Annotated in this window: 15 protein-coding genes; 1 reads left to right on the top strand and 14 read right to left on the bottom strand. The window is 72.5% G+C overall.

Features of this window, described 5'->3' with window-relative positions:
• Nucleotides 1-94 precede the first annotated feature (94 nt).
• Nucleotides 95-1,576 carry an MFS transporter gene (locus IH54_RS0119175; RefSeq protein WP_031518304.1) on the top strand — a complete coding sequence of 494 codons (1,482 nt, stop codon included), beginning with the start codon at nt 95-97 and terminating at the stop codon, nt 1,574-1,576.
• Nucleotides 1,577-1,604: 28 nt separating this feature from the next.
• Here the strand turns inward: IH54_RS0119175 and IH54_RS0119170 are convergent, their stop codons facing one another.
• The 14 genes from IH54_RS0119170 to IH54_RS0119105 form a co-directional block, all read right to left on the bottom strand.
• A complete protein-coding gene (locus tag IH54_RS0119170; RefSeq protein ID WP_031518303.1) occupies nt 1,605-2,027 on the bottom strand; it encodes a nitroreductase/quinone reductase family protein in 423 nt (140 codons plus the stop codon).
• 99 nt (nt 2,028-2,126) lie between these two features.
• Entirely contained in the window at nt 2,127-2,879 is a 753-nt protein-coding gene (locus IH54_RS0119165) for a GOLPH3/VPS74 family protein (RefSeq protein WP_031518302.1), read from the bottom strand.
• Between the two features lie 176 nt (nt 2,880-3,055).
• The gene (glnA, locus tag IH54_RS0119160; protein ID WP_031518301.1) at nt 3,056-4,417 is read right to left on the bottom strand and encodes a type I glutamate--ammonia ligase; all 1,362 of its coding nucleotides are present in this window, start codon (nt 4,415-4,417) and stop codon (nt 3,056-3,058) included.
• Nucleotides 4,418-4,570: 153 nt separating this feature from the next.
• Entirely contained in the window at nt 4,571-5,365 is a 795-nt protein-coding gene (locus IH54_RS0119155; protein ID WP_031518300.1) for a nuclear transport factor 2 family protein, read from the bottom strand.
• A gap of 28 nt (nt 5,366-5,393) precedes the next feature.
• Nucleotides 5,394-6,062: a nuclear transport factor 2 family protein gene (locus tag IH54_RS0119150; protein WP_234343625.1), complete on the bottom strand. Its 669-nt coding sequence runs from the start codon at nt 6,060-6,062 to the stop codon at nt 5,394-5,396.
• Nucleotides 6,063-6,073: 11 nt separating this feature from the next.
• Complete coding sequence (locus IH54_RS0119145; RefSeq protein WP_031518298.1) at nt 6,074-6,775, bottom strand: hypothetical protein; 702 nt, start codon at nt 6,773-6,775, stop codon at nt 6,074-6,076.
• A 20-nt stretch (nt 6,776-6,795) separates the two neighbouring features.
• Nucleotides 6,796-7,485 (bottom strand): hypothetical protein, encoded by a 690-nt coding sequence (locus IH54_RS0119140; RefSeq protein WP_420711783.1) that lies wholly within the window; start codon nt 7,483-7,485, stop codon nt 6,796-6,798.
• Nucleotides 7,482-8,774 carry an MCE family protein gene (locus IH54_RS0119135; RefSeq protein WP_031518296.1) on the bottom strand — a complete coding sequence of 431 codons (1,293 nt, stop codon included), beginning with the start codon at nt 8,772-8,774 and terminating at the stop codon, nt 7,482-7,484. Before IH54_RS0119135 ends, IH54_RS0119140 begins: the two co-directional genes overlap by 4 nt.
• The gene (locus IH54_RS0119130) at nt 8,774-9,916 is read right to left on the bottom strand and encodes an MCE family protein (protein WP_031518295.1); all 1,143 of its coding nucleotides are present in this window, start codon (nt 9,914-9,916) and stop codon (nt 8,774-8,776) included. Before IH54_RS0119130 ends, IH54_RS0119135 begins: the two co-directional genes overlap by 1 nt.
• A complete protein-coding gene (locus IH54_RS0119125; RefSeq protein ID WP_063762330.1) occupies nt 9,913-11,052 on the bottom strand; it encodes an MCE family protein in 1,140 nt (379 codons plus the stop codon). Before IH54_RS0119125 ends, IH54_RS0119130 begins: the two co-directional genes overlap by 4 nt.
• Nucleotides 11,049-12,125, bottom strand: a complete 1,077-nt coding sequence (locus tag IH54_RS0119120) for an MCE family protein (RefSeq protein ID WP_043181526.1) — start codon at nt 12,123-12,125, stop codon at nt 11,049-11,051. Before IH54_RS0119120 ends, IH54_RS0119125 begins: the two co-directional genes overlap by 4 nt.
• Nucleotides 12,122-13,153: an MCE family protein gene (locus tag IH54_RS0119115; protein ID WP_031518292.1), complete on the bottom strand. Its 1,032-nt coding sequence runs from the start codon at nt 13,151-13,153 to the stop codon at nt 12,122-12,124. Before IH54_RS0119115 ends, IH54_RS0119120 begins: the two co-directional genes overlap by 4 nt.
• On the bottom strand, nt 13,150-14,430 hold the full coding sequence (locus tag IH54_RS0119110) for an MCE family protein (protein WP_078862348.1): 1,281 nt from the start codon (nt 14,428-14,430) through the stop codon (nt 13,150-13,152). The genes IH54_RS0119115 and IH54_RS0119110 overlap by 4 nt, the downstream gene beginning before the upstream one ends.
• On the bottom strand, nt 14,427-15,242 hold the full coding sequence (locus IH54_RS0119105; RefSeq protein WP_031518290.1) for an MlaE family ABC transporter permease: 816 nt from the start codon (nt 15,240-15,242) through the stop codon (nt 14,427-14,429). The genes IH54_RS0119110 and IH54_RS0119105 overlap by 4 nt, the downstream gene beginning before the upstream one ends.

The raw sequence follows: 15,242 nt of genomic DNA, 5'->3' as shown, positions 1-15,242 counted from the left end.
GCCGGGCGCGGCTCCCTACATTACATTTAAATCAAGCGATTTATTTAAAATATCCGCCCGCGCACCCGCTGTCCAGACCGGAGGCCCGAAACCCATGTCCGAGACCCCCGCACCCCCCGGGAAGGTCGTCTCCGGCCGCGCCGACGCCGTCGTCGTCGTGCTGGCCTTCGCCGGGATCGTCGTCTCCCTGATGCAGACCCTGGTCATCCCGCTGGTCCCGGAGCTGCCCGACCTCCTCGACGCATCGCCCTCCGACGCCACCTGGGCGGTCACCGCGACGCTGCTCGCCTCCGCCGTCGCCACGCCCGTCTTCGGGCGGCTCGGCGACATGCACGGCAAGCGGCGCCTGCTGCTGGCCAGTCTGGTGCTGCTGACCGCCGGGTCGGTCGTGTGCGCGCTGTCGGACTCGCTCGGCCCGATGATCGTGGGGCGCGCCCTCCAGGGCGTGTCGTCCGGCGTGATCCCGCTGGGCATCAGCATCATGCGCGACGAGTTGCCCACCGAGAAGCTCGCCTCGGCGACCGCCGTGATGAGCGCCTCCCTCGGCGTCGGCGGCGCGCTCGGCCTGCCGCTGGCCGCGCTGGTGGCCGACCACTTCGACTGGCACGTGCTCTTCTGGGTGTCCGCCGCCGCGGGCGCGGTGGCGACCGCCCTGGTCGTGGCACTGGTGCCGGAGTCCGAGGTGCGCACCGGAGGGCGCTTCGACATACCGGGGGCGCTCGGGCTGTCCGCCGCCCTGGTGTGTTTGCTGCTGGGGGTGTCGAAGGGCGCCGCGTGGGGCTGGGCGAGCGGCACCACGCTGGGCCTGTTCGGCGGCGGCGTGCTCGTCCTGCTGGTGTGGGGCGCCTACCAGCTGCAGCTGCCGTACGCCCTGGTGAACCTGCGGATCGCCGCGCGCCCGCAGGTGCTCTTCACCAACCTGGCGTCCGTGTCGTACGGCTTCTCGATGTTCGCGATGTCGCTCGTCCTGCCGCAGCTGCTCCAGCTGCCGAAGGACACCGGCTACGGGCTCGGCAAGTCGCTGCTGGTCACCGGCCTGGTGCTGGCCCCGCAGGGGCTCGTCATGATGGTCGTGGCGCCCTTCTCCGCCCGGATCACCCGGGCCCGCGGCCCGAAGACGACGCTGATGCTGGGCGCGGCCACGGTTGCGGCGGGCTACGTCGTGAACATCCTCCTGATGTCCGCGGTCTGGCAGCTCGTGCTGGTGTCCTGCATCATCGGCGCGGGTGTGGGCCTCGGCTACGGCGCGATGCCCGCGCTGGTGATGGGCGCGGTGCCGGTGTCCGACACGGCCGCGGCCAACAGCCTCAACTCCCTCATGCGGGCCGTCGGGACCTCGGTGTCCAGCGCGGTCGCCGGCGTGGTGCTGGCCCAGATGACGATGGCGTACGGACCGCTCACCGTCCCGTCGCAGAACGGCTTCCGCACCGTCATGGCGGTCGGCGCGGGCACCGCGCTGCTGGCCCTGCTGCTCGCGTCCTTCATCCCGTCGCGCCGCCCGCAGCCCGCCCCCCGCGCCGCGGGCTCGGACACGCCCGAGCGGGCGGCGCTGGGCGCCGGGGACACGACCGCCTGACGCGGGCCGAGGCTCTTCCGGGAGAGCGTCAGCCCGCGGCGCGGGTGAGGACCACGACAGGGATGAGGCGGTCCCCGGCGCGCTCCTGGAAGCCCGCGAAGTACGGGGCCGCCGCGACCTGGAGCTGCCACAGCCGGGTGCGCTCCGCGCCGTCCGCGACGGCGGCGGTCGCCTCGTACGACTGCTCGCCGACCTCGACGCGCACGACGGGGTCGGCCAGCAGGTTGCGGTACCACGCGGGGTGCACGGGGCGGCCGCCGTTCGCGGCGAACACGACGAGCCGCTCGCCGTCCGCGAGGTACGTCGTCGGTGCCGTGCGCGGCTCGCCGCTGCGCAGGCCGGTGGTGGTGAGCAGCAGCAGCGGGACGCCGGAGTAGTCGCCGCCGACCTCGCCGGCGGCGGACCGGAATTCGTCGATGACCAGCTGGTTGAGCCGCAGCCGTTCGGACATGCTCATTTCTTTCCCCCCAAGGAGCCGCTTGTCGGCCTCGCCCACTCTACTGACCCTGAGGCAGGGGCAGTTGGGGTACGGGGGCGGGCCGGCGGCGCGTCACCAGGTGCCGCCCGGCGTGCTCCCGTCGAGCCCGGCCATGTCGGCAGCGGCCCCGCTGCCGCCGTAGCCGCCCCGGCTGAGCCCGTGGACGTCGGGGATGCGGGCGGCAGCGGCCTCCGCGGCGTACGCGGCCGCCACCGCGCCGCCCAGCGCGCCGGAGTCCCCGTCGGGAGCGGAGAGCGCGGCCATCCGGCGGCGGGCGGGCAGGCCGCGCGGGCCCGGGTGGACGGCGGCGGCGAGGCCCGCGCTGCGGACGAGCACGGCCAGCGCGAGGTCGTACGCGAGGTCGGGGTCGTCGTCCGCGAGGCCGGTCGCGGCGCGGACCGCCGCCTCCAGCCGGGCCACCAGCTCACGGCGGCGCGGCAGGTCGGCGGACAGGATGTCGTTGCGGGTGCGCCCGTCGCGGCCGCGCCACCGCCTGACGCGTATCACCTTGCGGTCCTGGAGCCGGGAGATGTACTCGGCCAGGAGCGAGCGCGGGGCGGCGCGCAGCCACTCCTCCGGCGTCGGTGCCGGTTCGGTGCCGGCGAGGACGCGCAGCACGCCGCTGAGCCGGGGCACCTCGACCGGTGTGCGGTCCCGTACGGCGATCCGCCGCTCCCCCACGTCGACCCGCCCGGCGAGCGCCAGCTCCGCGAGTTCCGCGGCCCGTAACGCCAGCCGCAGCCGCTGCGGCGACCGGATGCGTATCCCCCTGTGCAGCCTGCCCGGCGTGATCGCCAGCAGGAGCAGTTCGTCCCCCATCGTCATACCTGCGAGCGTAGGTCCGCTGTGGGAGGGAAGCTCCCGTTCCGCGCGACCTGTGACCAAAGCCTGACAGTGACCAGGCCTGACGGTGGCCGACGCCTGACGGTGGCCGACGCACCGCGCCCGGCCCGGTCGCGGAGACCGGGCCGGGCGCGGGCGGAGCAGCCGGCCCGGGGGACCTACAGGTTCGGCAGGTTCTTCATCAGCTCGAAGGCGGTGACCTGGGAGCGGTACTCCTCCCACTCCTGCTTCTTGTTGCGCAGGAAGAACTCGAAGACGTGCTCGCCGAGGGTCTCGGCGACGAGTTCGCTGTGCTGCATCAGGTCGATGGCCTCGCCGAGGTTCTGCGGGAGGGGCTGGATGCCGAGGGCTCGGCGTTCGGCGTCGCTGAGGGCCCAGACGTCGTCGTCGGCGCCGGCCGGGAGTTCGTAGCCCTCCTGGATGCCCTTCATGCCCGCCGCGAGAAGCACGGCGTAGGCGAGGTAGGGGTTGGCGCCGGAGTCGAGGGAGCGGACCTCGACGCGGGTGGAGCCGGTCTTGCCGGGCTTGTACATCGGCACCCGGATGAGGGCCGAGCGGTTGTTGTGGCCCCAGCAGATGTACGAGGGGGCCTCGCCGCCCGCGCCCGCGATGCGCTGGGAGCCGCCCCAGATGCGCTTGTAGGAGTTGACCCACTGGTTGGTGACCGCGGAGATCTCGCCCGCGTGCCGCAGCAGGCCCGCGATGAACGACCGTCCCACCTTGGAGAGTTGGAATTCGGCGCCGGACTCGTAGAAGGCGTTGCGGTCGCCCTCGAAGAGCGACAGGTGGGTGTGCATGCCCGAACCGGGGTACTCCGAGAAGGGCTTGGGCATGAAGGTGGCGTGCACGCCCTGCTCCAGGGCGACCTGCTTCATCACCAGCCGGAAGGTCATGACGTTGTCCGCGGTGGACAGCGCGTCGGCGTACCGCAGGTCGATCTCCTGCTGGCCGGGGGCGCCCTCGTGGTGCGAGAACTCCACTGAGATGCCCATGGATTCGAGCATCGTGATGGCCTGGCGGCGGAAGTCCATGCCGACGGCCTGCGGGGTGTGGTCGAAGTAGCCGGAGTTGTCGGCGGGGGTGGGGCGGGTGCCGTCCAGCGGCTTGTCCTTGAGCAGGTAGAACTCGATCTCGGGGTGCGTGTAGAAGGTGAAGCCGAGGTCGGAGGTCTTGGCGAGCGCGCGCTTGAGGACGTAGCGCGGGTCGGCGTAGGACGGCGAGCCGTCGGGCATGAGGATGTCGCAGAACATCCGGGCCGTGCCGGGGCCGTCGGCGCGCCAGGGCAGGATCTGGAAGGTGCCGGGGTCGGGCTTGGCGATCATGTCGGACTCGTAGACCCGGGCGAAGCCCTCGATCGCGGAGCCGTCGAAGCCGATCCCCTCGTCGAAGGCCTGTTCGAGCTCGGCGGGAGCGACGGCGACCGACTTCAGATAGCCCAGCACGTCGGTGAACCACAGCCGCACGAAGCGGATGTCCCGCTCCTCCAGGGTCCGGAGCACGAACTCCTGCTGCTTATCCATATCCATCCATCCTCGCCGGTCAGGCACCGCTCCCCCCGTCTGGTCCGGGCGGGGGATCATGAGCATTGCATCACACCGTTTCGGGTGCGTTGCAGGCACGGCTCACAGTCCATAGTGCCGGTTGCGGGGATCCGCGTCGCTACTCCCCCGCCTTCATCCGAAGGTGTCGATCGCGGCGATCTTCCAGATGCCCCCGGTGCGGACGGCGTCCACCGCGAACATGGCCGGGGCGTAGGTGCTTCCCGCCCCCGCCTTCGCGGTGCTGGTGTTGCGCTGGTCGGCGTAGACGAGCAGGTGGGCGCGGTCGCCGTCGATCGTGTCGACGCCGGTGTCGGTGACGGTGGTGGTCAGCACGAGCTTCCGGGTCGGCGCCTGCGCGCGCACCTGCGCGAGCATGGTCGCGTACTGCTGGACGGCCTTCCCGGTGAGCAGCCGCTCGGCCGCGCTGTCGGTACGGGCCGGGTCGGCGTAGTCGTACGAGAAGACGGCGTTGACCGCCTCCGCGACCTGGCCCTTGACCTCGCTGGTGCGGGCGGTGTCGGTGAGCGCGGTGTTGTGCGCGGCGACCGAGTCGTGCAGCCCGGACGCCCGGCTCGCGGCGAAGGCGGCGAAGCCGCCGAGCAGAACGGTCGCGGCGGCGAGCAGCGCGAGCACGACGGGGAAGGGCCCGCGGGGCGCCCTCTTCGCCGTGGCCCCGGCCGTGGTCCTCGCCGTCGTCCTCGCCGTGGCCTTCGCGGGGCGTTTCGCCGCGGGCGCCGCGGGCTCCGGCTCCGCGACGTCGGTACGGGGCCGTACCGCCGTACGGGTACGGGCACGGGCACGGGCCGCCGACTGGGTGCGGACGGCCCCCGCGGGCTCGGCCTCGCGGTCCGCCGCGCGCTCCTCCGCCGCCGCGGACACCGCTGCCAGCCTGCGCTGCCGGTTGATCAGATGACGGGTGGTCGACATGGCGCGTCGGTCCTCTCGCGTACGGCCGTCAGTGGCTCGCGGTGGGCTCAGGGGTGGTGGCCGTGGGGGCCGGGGTCGCCGTACCGGGAGGAACGGTGCCGGCACCGGCGCCGGGGTCGCTCTCGCCGGTCGGGGCCTGGCCGAGCGCGCTGAGCTTCCAGCCCGCCGCGGTACGCGTCAGCTCGCCGAGCATCCGCGACTCCTTGACGGCGGGCTGCTGCCTCGGCGCCTGGACGGTGATCCGCAGCGCGACCATCACGCTCGCCCTGCCCGTCCTGGTGTCCAGCTCGGTGACGGCGCCGGAGAGCACCTTCGCGGTGGTCGTCGTCTGCGCCTGCTGCACCTGCTTGGCGAAGTCGGCCCGCCCTTGCGTGAGTTGGGTGTGCAGATCCCCCGTGGTGGAGGACTCCCAGATGTCCAGGCCGTGGTCGAGGTCGCCGTGGTCCAGGGTGTTGAGGTTCTGCACCGCCTGCTCGGCGGCGGCCAGGACGGTGTCCCGGGTGCGCGCGAAGGAGGCGTCGTCGTCGTGCGCGGCGCCGTACCAGGACCAGCCGGTGATCGCGGCGGCCACGGCCGCGGCCACCGCGAGGGCGAGGGCGACCGCGAGCAGCGGGCGGCGGCCCGTACCGGTCCCGCCGCCGGGCGGGGTGCCCGGCGTGCCGGACGCGGTACGGGCGGACTGCGGCGTGCGTGCCATCGGGGCTTCTCCTACCGGGCCGTGAGTTGGTCGATCTTCCAGTGGCCGCCCACCAGATGGGCGGACACCGACAGCTGGGCCGCCGCGGTGGTCGGCACACTGCCCGCGCGCTGGGCGGTCTGGTCGAGGAAGACCAGCAGCCGGGCGCGGTCGCCGGTGAGCGAGACGACCGCGGCGCGCACCACCCGGGTGCTCAGCGTCAGCTGCTGGCTGGCGACCTGGTCGCGGATCTGCGCGAAGAGCTTCCGGTACTGCCCGGCCGCCGCGCCCTCCAGGCTGTCGTGCGCGGCCTGCTCGGTGGACTGCGTGTCGTCGGGCGTGTACGCGAAGACGCGGCCGAGCGCGCCGCTGATCTCGCCGGTGAGCCTGCTGGTCGCCTCGGTGTCGGTGAGGGCGCGGTTGCGGGCGGCGGCGGGGGACTTCAGCTGCTGGGCCGCGTAGCCGAAGCCGCCACCGGTGAGCAGCAGGGCGGCGATCGCGACCAGGGCGGCGGCCCGCCGGGGGTTGCGCCGTACGACCCCGGGCAGCCGCAGCCGGGCGCGCCACCAGGCCTCGCCCGCGTCCTCGCCCGCGCTCTCGCTCTCGCCCGCATCCGCCGGCGCATCCGCATCCGCATCCGCGGGGGCAGCCCCCTCCCCCGGCGCCCCCGCGGGCTCCGGCTCCGCGGAATCCGGCTCCGCGTCCTGCGCGGCCTTCTGCTCGGTCGTCGTCACCTCTGCCTCGTCCTCCGCTCTCAACTCGCCCCGACCGGCACCGCGGTGAGCGCGGTGAGTTTCCAGCCGTCCCCGGTGCGCGACAGGCCCGCCTCGAAACGCTTGCGGTCGGTGGTGGCCGTGCCCGAGGCCGGGGTGACCCGGACCTCGACGGTCGCGATGAGCTTCGCCGTACCGGCCCGGGTGTCCAGCTCGGTGACCGCCGCGTCGGTGACCTTGCCCCGCGTGGAGGTGCCGGACTGCTCGACGGTCGCGGTGTCGGCGGCGTGCGTGCTGCGCAGCCGGTCGTACAGCGGGCCGGTCGTCGCCGCGAGCCACCGGTCGAGGTCGCCCGCGGCGTGCGCGGCGTCCACGGTGTTGAGCCGGGCGATGTCGCTCGTGCCGTCCGCGAGGGCGGCGTCCCGCGCCTTGCCGTAGCTCAGCGCGTCGTCCCCGCTGGTGTCCGCGTACGACCACGCCCCCAGCGCGCACACCACGGCCGCCACCGTCCAGGCGGCCGCCCACGCAAAGGTCCGCGGCCGCCTGCGCAGCGCCCGCAGCAGCCCCCGCGGGGACGGCACCACGAGCACGTACGGCCCCTTCCCGGCAGCCTTCTCCGGCTCCTCCGGCTCCTCCGGCTCCTCCGGGTCTTCCAGCTCCTCCGGCTCCTCCGGGTCTTCCAGCTCCTCCGGCTCCTCCACCGCGTCCGCCGACTCCGGCTCGTGCGTCATCCCGTCACCCCCAGCAGCCCGGCCATCGTCGTCGGCCCGTCCGCGGGCAGCGCGGGCAGCGCCAGCGCCCCCGGCAGCGGCGGGCCCGTGGCCGTCGCGGCGGCGGGCGTGAGCGTGCCGCCCGGCGTACCGCTCGTCGGCAGTACGGAGCCGGGTTCGGCGGGCTCCGGGAGCGCGCCGCCTCCCGGCGCGTGCGCCGAGCCGCGGACGTCGATACCGCTGGAGGCGGGTGAGGCGCAGCGGGCGGCGGTGTTGAAGGCGGCCTTCGGGGTGCCGGTGTCCAGCCCGGTGCGGTAGGTCGTACCGCCGTAGCCGGAGGTGCAGGGCAGCGGCGAGAAGAAGGTGACCGCCTGCCCGAAGTGCATCCCGCTCGCGTCGACCGTCGACGATCCGGCGGCGACCACGGCGGGCACGGTCACCAGGTACTCCTCGATGCCGCTCTGCCGGGTGACGGCGATGTCGGAGGTGGTGAGCAGGTTGGCGAGCACCACGCTGAGCTGCGGTCCGACGTCCCGCAGCAGTGCGCTGACCTGCGTGGCGGCGTCCGGGGCGGTCGTGATGAGGCGCCGCAGGTCGGCGTCGGAGGCGTTGAGCTGGGCGGCGAGCTGGTTGGCGCTGTCCGCGAAGGACCTGATGGCGTCGCCCTCGTCGGCCTGGGTCCTCAGCACCGTCTGCCCGTCCACGACGAGTTGGGTGTCGGTGGGCAGGTTGGTGTCGGCCGCGTCGATGAACTGCCCGCTGCTGTCCAGCAGCGACTGGAGGTTGTCGGCCTGCCCGTTGAAGACCAGCCCGAACTCGTCGACGACGGTGCGCAGCGACTCCAGCGGCACCGACGCGGCGAGGTCGTTGACGCTGGTGAGCAGGTTGGTGACGGGCGCCGGGATCTCGGCGTTGGCCTGGTCGACGTGCGAGCCGTCGTGCAGGTAGGGGCCGTCGTCGGTGCTCGGCTGGAGGTCGATGTACTGCTCGCCGACGGCCGACAGGCTCGCGACGACGGCCTTGAGGTGCTGCGGGATGTGCGGCGCGCTCCTGTTGATCCGCAGCTTCGCCTCGACGCCGTCCGAGGTGAGCGAGATCGGCCCGACCCGGCCCACCGACACGCCCCGGTAGGTGACGTCGGAGTGCTCGAACAGCCCGCCGGTCGCGGGGAGTTCGACGGTCACGGTGTAGTAGCCGCGCATCCCGACGTAGCGCCCGAGGTCGGCGTAGTTGACGCCGAGGTAGCCGAGCACGAGCACGGCGACGAGCAGGAAGGCGATGTTCTTGGCGACGGTGGCCTTGGTGAGCATCAGCGCCCCCTCGTCGTGGTGGTGACCGAGGGCAGCGGCAGCGGCAGCAGCGGCTGGACCTTGGCCGCCTTGCCCTTCTTCGCGGGCGCGGCGGTCGGCGGGTACGTCGGGGGGTAGGCGTTGTCCTTCTCCTCCAGGATCGAGGTGAGGGAGGTGCCGGGGGCGGCGGTGAGGTCGAGGTAGACGTTGAGGTAGTCGCCCTTGACGCCGCTCAGCACCTCGTCGGTGAAGGGGTACGTGAGCATCACCTGGAGCGAGTCGGGCAGGTCCTGGCCGGAGTCGGCGAGCCGTTGCAGGGTGGGCGCGAGGGCCTTGAGGTCGGCGACCATGTCGTCCTTGCTGCGGTTGACGGTGTCGACGGCGACGCCGGAGAGGGTGTCGAGGGCCTGCAGCATCGTCACGAGCGAGCCGCGCTGCTCGTCCAGCACCTTCAGGCCGGGGCTGAGGCCGTCCAGGACGGTGCCGATCTTGGTGTCGCGGGCGGCGAGGGTGGCGGAGAGCTGGTTGACGCCGTCGAGGGCGGCGGTGATGTCGGTCTTGTGCGCGTCGAGGTCGCTCACCAGCGTGTCCACCTGGGTGAGCATGTCGCGGACCTGCGGCTCGTTGCCGGTGAGCGCCTTGCCCAGCTCGGTGTTGATGGTCTTGAGCTGCTGCACGCCGCCACCGTTGAGCACCATCGACAGGGCGCCGAAGACCTCCTCGATCTCCGGGTTGCGGTTGGTGTGCGACACCGGGATGACCGGGCCGCCGCGGAGCTTGCCGGTGGCGGCCTCGTTCGCGGGCGGCGCGGAGAGCTGGATGTACTTCTCGCCGAGCAGGCTGGACTGCTCCAGGTGCGCGTACGCGTTCGCGGGCAGGTCCACCTTGCCGTTGACCTTCATGGTGACCAGCGCGGACCAGCCGTCGGAGGCGACCTTGACGGAGGTGACGCGGCCCACGGCGACGTCGTTGACGCGTACCGACGCCTGCGGGACCAGGTCCAGCACGTCCGCGAACTGCGCCTTGACGGTGTAGGGGTGGCTTCCGAGGTTCGCCCCGCCGGGCAGCGGCAGGCTCTGCACCCCGCCGACGGAGCAGCCGGTCAGGGCCAGCCCGAGCAGCGCGGCGGCCGCGGCGCTGCTCGTCGTAAGGCGTCGGCTCATCGCGCGGCCCCCTCGGTGGTGGCCCTGCCCGCCGCGGGGAAGGGCAGCGGGAGGTCCGCGGCGGGGGCCTTGGCGGGGGCCTTGGTGGGTGTCGTGGACCGGGCGGCCGCCGGGTTCGAACCGCCGCCCATGCTCAGCTCGTTGATGTCGGTGCGGCCGTCGATGGTGCGGGTGCCGGGGTTGTAGGCGTTCAGCAGGTTGTCGGCCGCGAGCGGTGCGGTGTCGAGGAGTTCGGCGAGCGAGGCCCGCTGGTCGACGAGGGTCCGGGTGAGCGGCTGGAGCTGGTCGATGCTGGTCTTGAGGCGGCCGCGGTTGGTGTCGATGAAGCTCTTCACCTGCCCCAGGGCGGTGGCCAGTTGCTGCAGTGCGGCGCCGAGGTCCTGCTTGTCGGCGGCCAGGAAGCCGGTGACGGTGGACAGCTGGTCGGCGGCGGCCTTCACCTTGCCGTCGTTGTCCTTGAGCATCGTGGTGAAGGACTGCAGGTAGGCCAGCGTCGAGAAGAGGTCGGCGCTGTGGCTGTTCAGCGTCTTGGAGGCCTGGCCGAGCTGGGTGATGCTGTCGCCGATCGCCTTGCCGTTGCCGTCGAGGTTGTCGGCGCCGACGTTCAGCAGCTCGGACAGTGCCCCGGTGGTGTTGGCGCCGTTCGGGCCGAGGGCGTCGGAGAGCTGCGTGACGCTGGTGTAGAGCTGGTCGATCTCGACGGGCGTGGCGGTGTGCGCGGCCGTGATGACGGCGTGGTCCTCCAGCTGCGGGCCGCCGGTGTACGCGGGCGTGAGCTGGACGTAGCGGTCGGCGACGACGCTGGGGGCGACGATGACCGCCCCGGCGTCCGCGGGCACCTTGACGCCGCGGTCGAGCCGCAGGCCGACCTCGACCTGCTTGCCCTTGGGCCGCACCGACTCGACCGTGCCGACCTTGACCCCGAGGATGCGCAGGTCGGAGCCCTTGTAGACGCCCACCGTACGGTCGAAGTAGGCGGTGACGTGCTTGCCGCCGGGCCCGCCGAAGGCGGCGAAGCCCGCCGTCACGGCCCCGGCGGCGACGACCGCGAGGACGAGCACGGTCACGATCACCCGCCGGGGCAGCCGCGGCCGCCGCCCCTCGGGGAGGGTCGGCCGCGGGCGCGGGATCCTCATTTCGCTCCTCCCGTCGCCTTGGGCGGGATGCAGCCGTCGGTGGGCGGCGGCGTGCCTGCCGGCAGGTAGCTGTCGGGCAGCAGCCCGCACAGGTAGTTGTCGAACCAGCGCCCGTTGCCGAGGGTGTTGCCGATGACCCGGTAGTAGGGGCCGGCCAGCGCGAGGGCCTGGTCGAGGCTGGTCTGGTTGGTGAGCAGCACGCTCGTCACCCGGTCCAGGGCGTCGAGGGTGGGGCCGAGCTGCTGGTTGTTGTCGGCGACCAGGCCGCTGAGCTGGGTGCTCAGGTCCTGGGTGCCGGTGAGCAGGCTGTGGATGGCGGTGCGCCGCTTCTCGATCTCGCCGAGCAGCAGGTTGCCGTCGGAGATGAGGCTCTGGAAGTGCCCGTTCTGGTCGGAGAGCGTCTGGGTGAGCTGCTTGCTGCCGGTGAGCAGCTGGGCGAGCTGGGCGTCCCGGCTGGAGACGGTCTGCGAGAGCGCGGACAGCCCGGTGGCGGCGCTGTGCACCGAGCCGGGGGTGTCCTTGAAGGTGTCGGAGATCGTCTGGAAGCTGGTGGCGAGCTGCTGGGTGTCGATGGCCCCGAGCGTTTTGCCGAGCCCGTCGAAGGCCTGTGTGACGTCGTACGGCGAGGTGGTGCGGCTCTTCGGGATGCGCCGGCGCGGGTCCTGCTTCCTGCTGCCGAGCGGGTCGACGGCGAGGTACTTCTCGCCGAGCAGCGTCTTGATGCCGATGGCGGCGGTGCTGGAGTCGCCGATCCAGGTGTGCCGGACCTTGAAGGTGACCTTCACCTTCGCGCCGTCCAGCGACACGCCCGTCACCTTGCCGACCTTGACGCCCGCGACGCGCACCTCGTTGCCGGGGCGCAGCCCCGCGGCCTCGGTGAAGTCGGCGGAGTAGCTGGTGCCGCCGCCGATGTACGGCAGCGCGTCGGCGTTGTAGGCCAGCAGCCCGACGAGGGCGAGCACGAGCAGCCCGACGGCCCCGACGGCGGCCGGGTTGCGGTCGCGCAGCGGCTTGAAGAGCGGCCTGCCGCGGTCGGCGCGGGCCCTTCCGAGCCTGAGTCCCGGGCGGTTCATGACCGGCACCTCGCTTCGGTGATCGCTATCCCGGTCGGCGGGGTGCTGCCGTCGGTGGTGGACACGCCGCCGACCGTCGCCTGGCACAGGTAGAGGTTGAGCCAGGAGCCGTACGAGGCGGCGCGGCCGAGTGCCTGGAATTTCTTCGGGGCGTTGGTGAGGAAGCTCTGGATCTGCGGGGTGGCGTCGCCGAGGTTGGACGACAGCCTGCCGAGCTGTCCGATGGACTCCTTCAGCGGTGCGCGGCCCTGTGTGAGCAGCCCGGCGGTGCTGTCGGTGAGCTGCGAGATGGCGGTGATGGACTGGCCGATCGGCTCGCGGTCGCCGGAGAAGCCGGTGACGAGCTGCTGGAGGGTGTCGACGAGGTCGTTGAAGTTGGCCTCGCGGGTGTTGACGGTGGTCAGCACGGTGTTGAGGTTGTCGATGACCTGGCCGATCACCTGGTCCTTGGCGGCCAGTGTGGTCGTCAGCGAGCCGATGGAGCCGATGAGCGAGTCGACGGTGCCGCCCTCGCCCTGGAGGACCTGGATGATCTCGCCGGAGAGCTGGTTGACCTCGGGCGGCGACAGGCCCTCGAACAGCGGCTGGAAGCCGGCGAAGAGCTGGGTGAGGTCGAGCGCCGGGGTGGTGTGGTCCAGCTGCACGGTCTGGCCCGGCTCCAGCGTCTCGCCGACCGGCCCGGTGCCCTGGGCGAGGTCGACGTAGCGCTGGCCGACGAGGTTGAGGTACTTGATCGTCAGCGTCGCGGACTTCGGCAGGGTCCGCTCGCGCTGCACCGAGAAGTGCACCTTGGCCAGGTTGTGCCGGTAGACCGACACCGAGTCGACGGTGCCGACCTTGACGCCCGCGATCCGTACGCTGTCGCCGGACATCAGTCCGGTGGTGTCGGTGAACAGGGCGTTGTAGCCGTACGTGTCGCCGACGCCCGCGCCCGCGATGCTGATCGCGAGGACGGCGGTGGCCAGCGAGGTGACCAGGATGAAGATGACCGACTTGATGATCGGCCCGGTCAGGCTGCGGCGCTTCATCCGACGGTCACCTCCGTTCCCCGGAAGACCGGCCCGGTCAGCAGGCTGCTCCAGTCCGGCAGCGCGTCCGGGGCGGTCTGCGTGCCCGGCGCGAGGAGTTCGTTGATCAGCTCGTTCTCCTGCGGGGAGTTGGCCGGCGGGGTGGTGCCCGTGCCGCCGGTGTACGGGACGGCGTAGCACTTCGGGCCGCCGCTCTTGCCGTACGCCGGGGTGTCCTTGCCGGGCAGGTACTTGCCGCGGGAGGCCACGGCTGTGAGGTTCACGTGCAGGCCGGGCTCGCCGGTGCCCTTGCCGAGCGCCTTGTCCATGACGGGCACGAAGTCGGCGAGGGTGCGGAAGGTGCACGGGAAGGACGGGGAGTATTCGGCGAGCAGGCCCAGGGTGCCGCGGCTGTCGGCGACGAGCCGGATGATGTTGGGGCTGTTCTGCTGGAGGTAGGTCGTGACGTCCTGCGCGGTGCCGGTGGTGGTGCCGTACAGGGTGTCGAGGTTGGCGCGCTCGGCGGCGATGGTGCTGCTGGTCCTCGTGAAGTCTGTGAGCGCCTGCACGAGGTCCGGGGCCGCGTCGTCGTAGACATGGCTGACGGTGACGAGCTGCTTGATGTCGTCGGTGAGCGCGGGCAGTTCCGGGTTGAGCTTGCGCAGGTAGCCGTCGAGCTGGACGAGGGTGCTGCCGAGCTGGGCGCCGCGGCCGTCGAGGGCGGTGGCCACGGCGTTGAGGGTCGCGGCGAGCTTCTGCGGCTGGACGGCCGTGAGCAGCGGCAGGACGTTGTCCAGCACCTGCTGCAGCTCGATCGCGTCCTTCGAGCGGTCCTGCGCGATGGTGCTGCTCGCCTGGAGCGACGGGCCGCCGGAGCGGGCGCCCTCGGGCGGTACGAGGGCGACGTAGCGGGCGCCGAAGAGCGTGGTGGGCAGCATCTGGGCGGTGACGCCCGCGGGGATGCGGCGCAGCTGGTCGCGGTCGATGGCCAGCGTCAGCCGGGCGCCCCGGCCGTCGGCGTGGATGGAGCTGACGCGGCCGACGACGACGCCGCGGACCTTGACGTCGGCGCCGGGGTGCATCTCGTTGCCGACGCTGCTGGTCATGACGGTGACGGTCGCGTCGTCGCTGAAGTCCTTGTCGTAGACGGCGACCGCGAGCCACGCCAGCAGCGCGGGCACGAGCAGGAAGACGATCCCGGCGGTGCGGCGCCCGGCCTTGCCGGGTCCGCGCCGGCGGCGGCCCGCCGCGGGCGGCGGCGGCACGGGGGCGGGGGTACGGGTCTCGGTGGCGGTCATCCGGCCACCCGCACGGTGGTGGTGGCGCCCCACAGCGCCAGCGACAGGAAGAAGTCGGTCACCGCGATGATCACGATGGCGTTGCGCACCGACCGGCCGACCGCGATGCCGACCCCGGCGGGCCCGCCCTTGGCGGTGTAGCCGTAGTAGCAGTGCGCGAGGATCACGATGACGCTGAAGATCAGCACCTTCAGGGTCGACAGCAGCACGTCGGTGGGCGACAGGAAGATGCCGAAGTAGTGGTCGTAGGTGCCGGGTGACTGGCCGTTGAAGAAGACGGTGACCGCGCGCGAGGCCGCGTACGAGCTGAGCAGCCCGATGCCGTACAGCGGCACGATCGCGACGACGCCGGCGATGATGCGGGTGCTGACCAGGTAGGGCATGGAGCGGATGCCCATCCCCTCCAGGGCGTCGACCTCCTCGTTGATCCGCATCGCGCCGAGCTGGGCGGTGAAGCCGGCGCCGACGGTGGCGGACAGGGCGAGGCCGGCGACGAGCGGGGCGATCTCGCGGGTGTTGAAGTACGCGGAGATGAAGCCGGTGAAGGCGGCGGTGCCGAGCTGGTTCATCGCCGCGTAGCCCTGGAGGCCGACGACGGTGCCGGTGGCGAGCGTCATGCCGATCATCACGCCGACGGTGCCGCCGATCACGCCGAGCCCGCCGCTGCCGAACGCGACCTCGGCGAGCAGGCGCTGCACCTCCTTGAGGTAGCGGCGCAGGGTGCGCGGTATCCACAGCACCGCGCGGACGTGGAAGATGAAGTGGTCGCCGGTCTCGTCCAGCCAGCGCAGGGAGCGGTCCAGGAGTGCCAT

The sequence above is a fragment of the Streptomyces sp. NRRL F-5123 genome, assembly GCF_000721495.1.
GTDB lineage: Bacteria > Actinomycetota > Actinomycetes > Streptomycetales > Streptomycetaceae > Actinacidiphila.
This window is presented reverse-complemented; position numbering and strand designations above follow the sequence as displayed.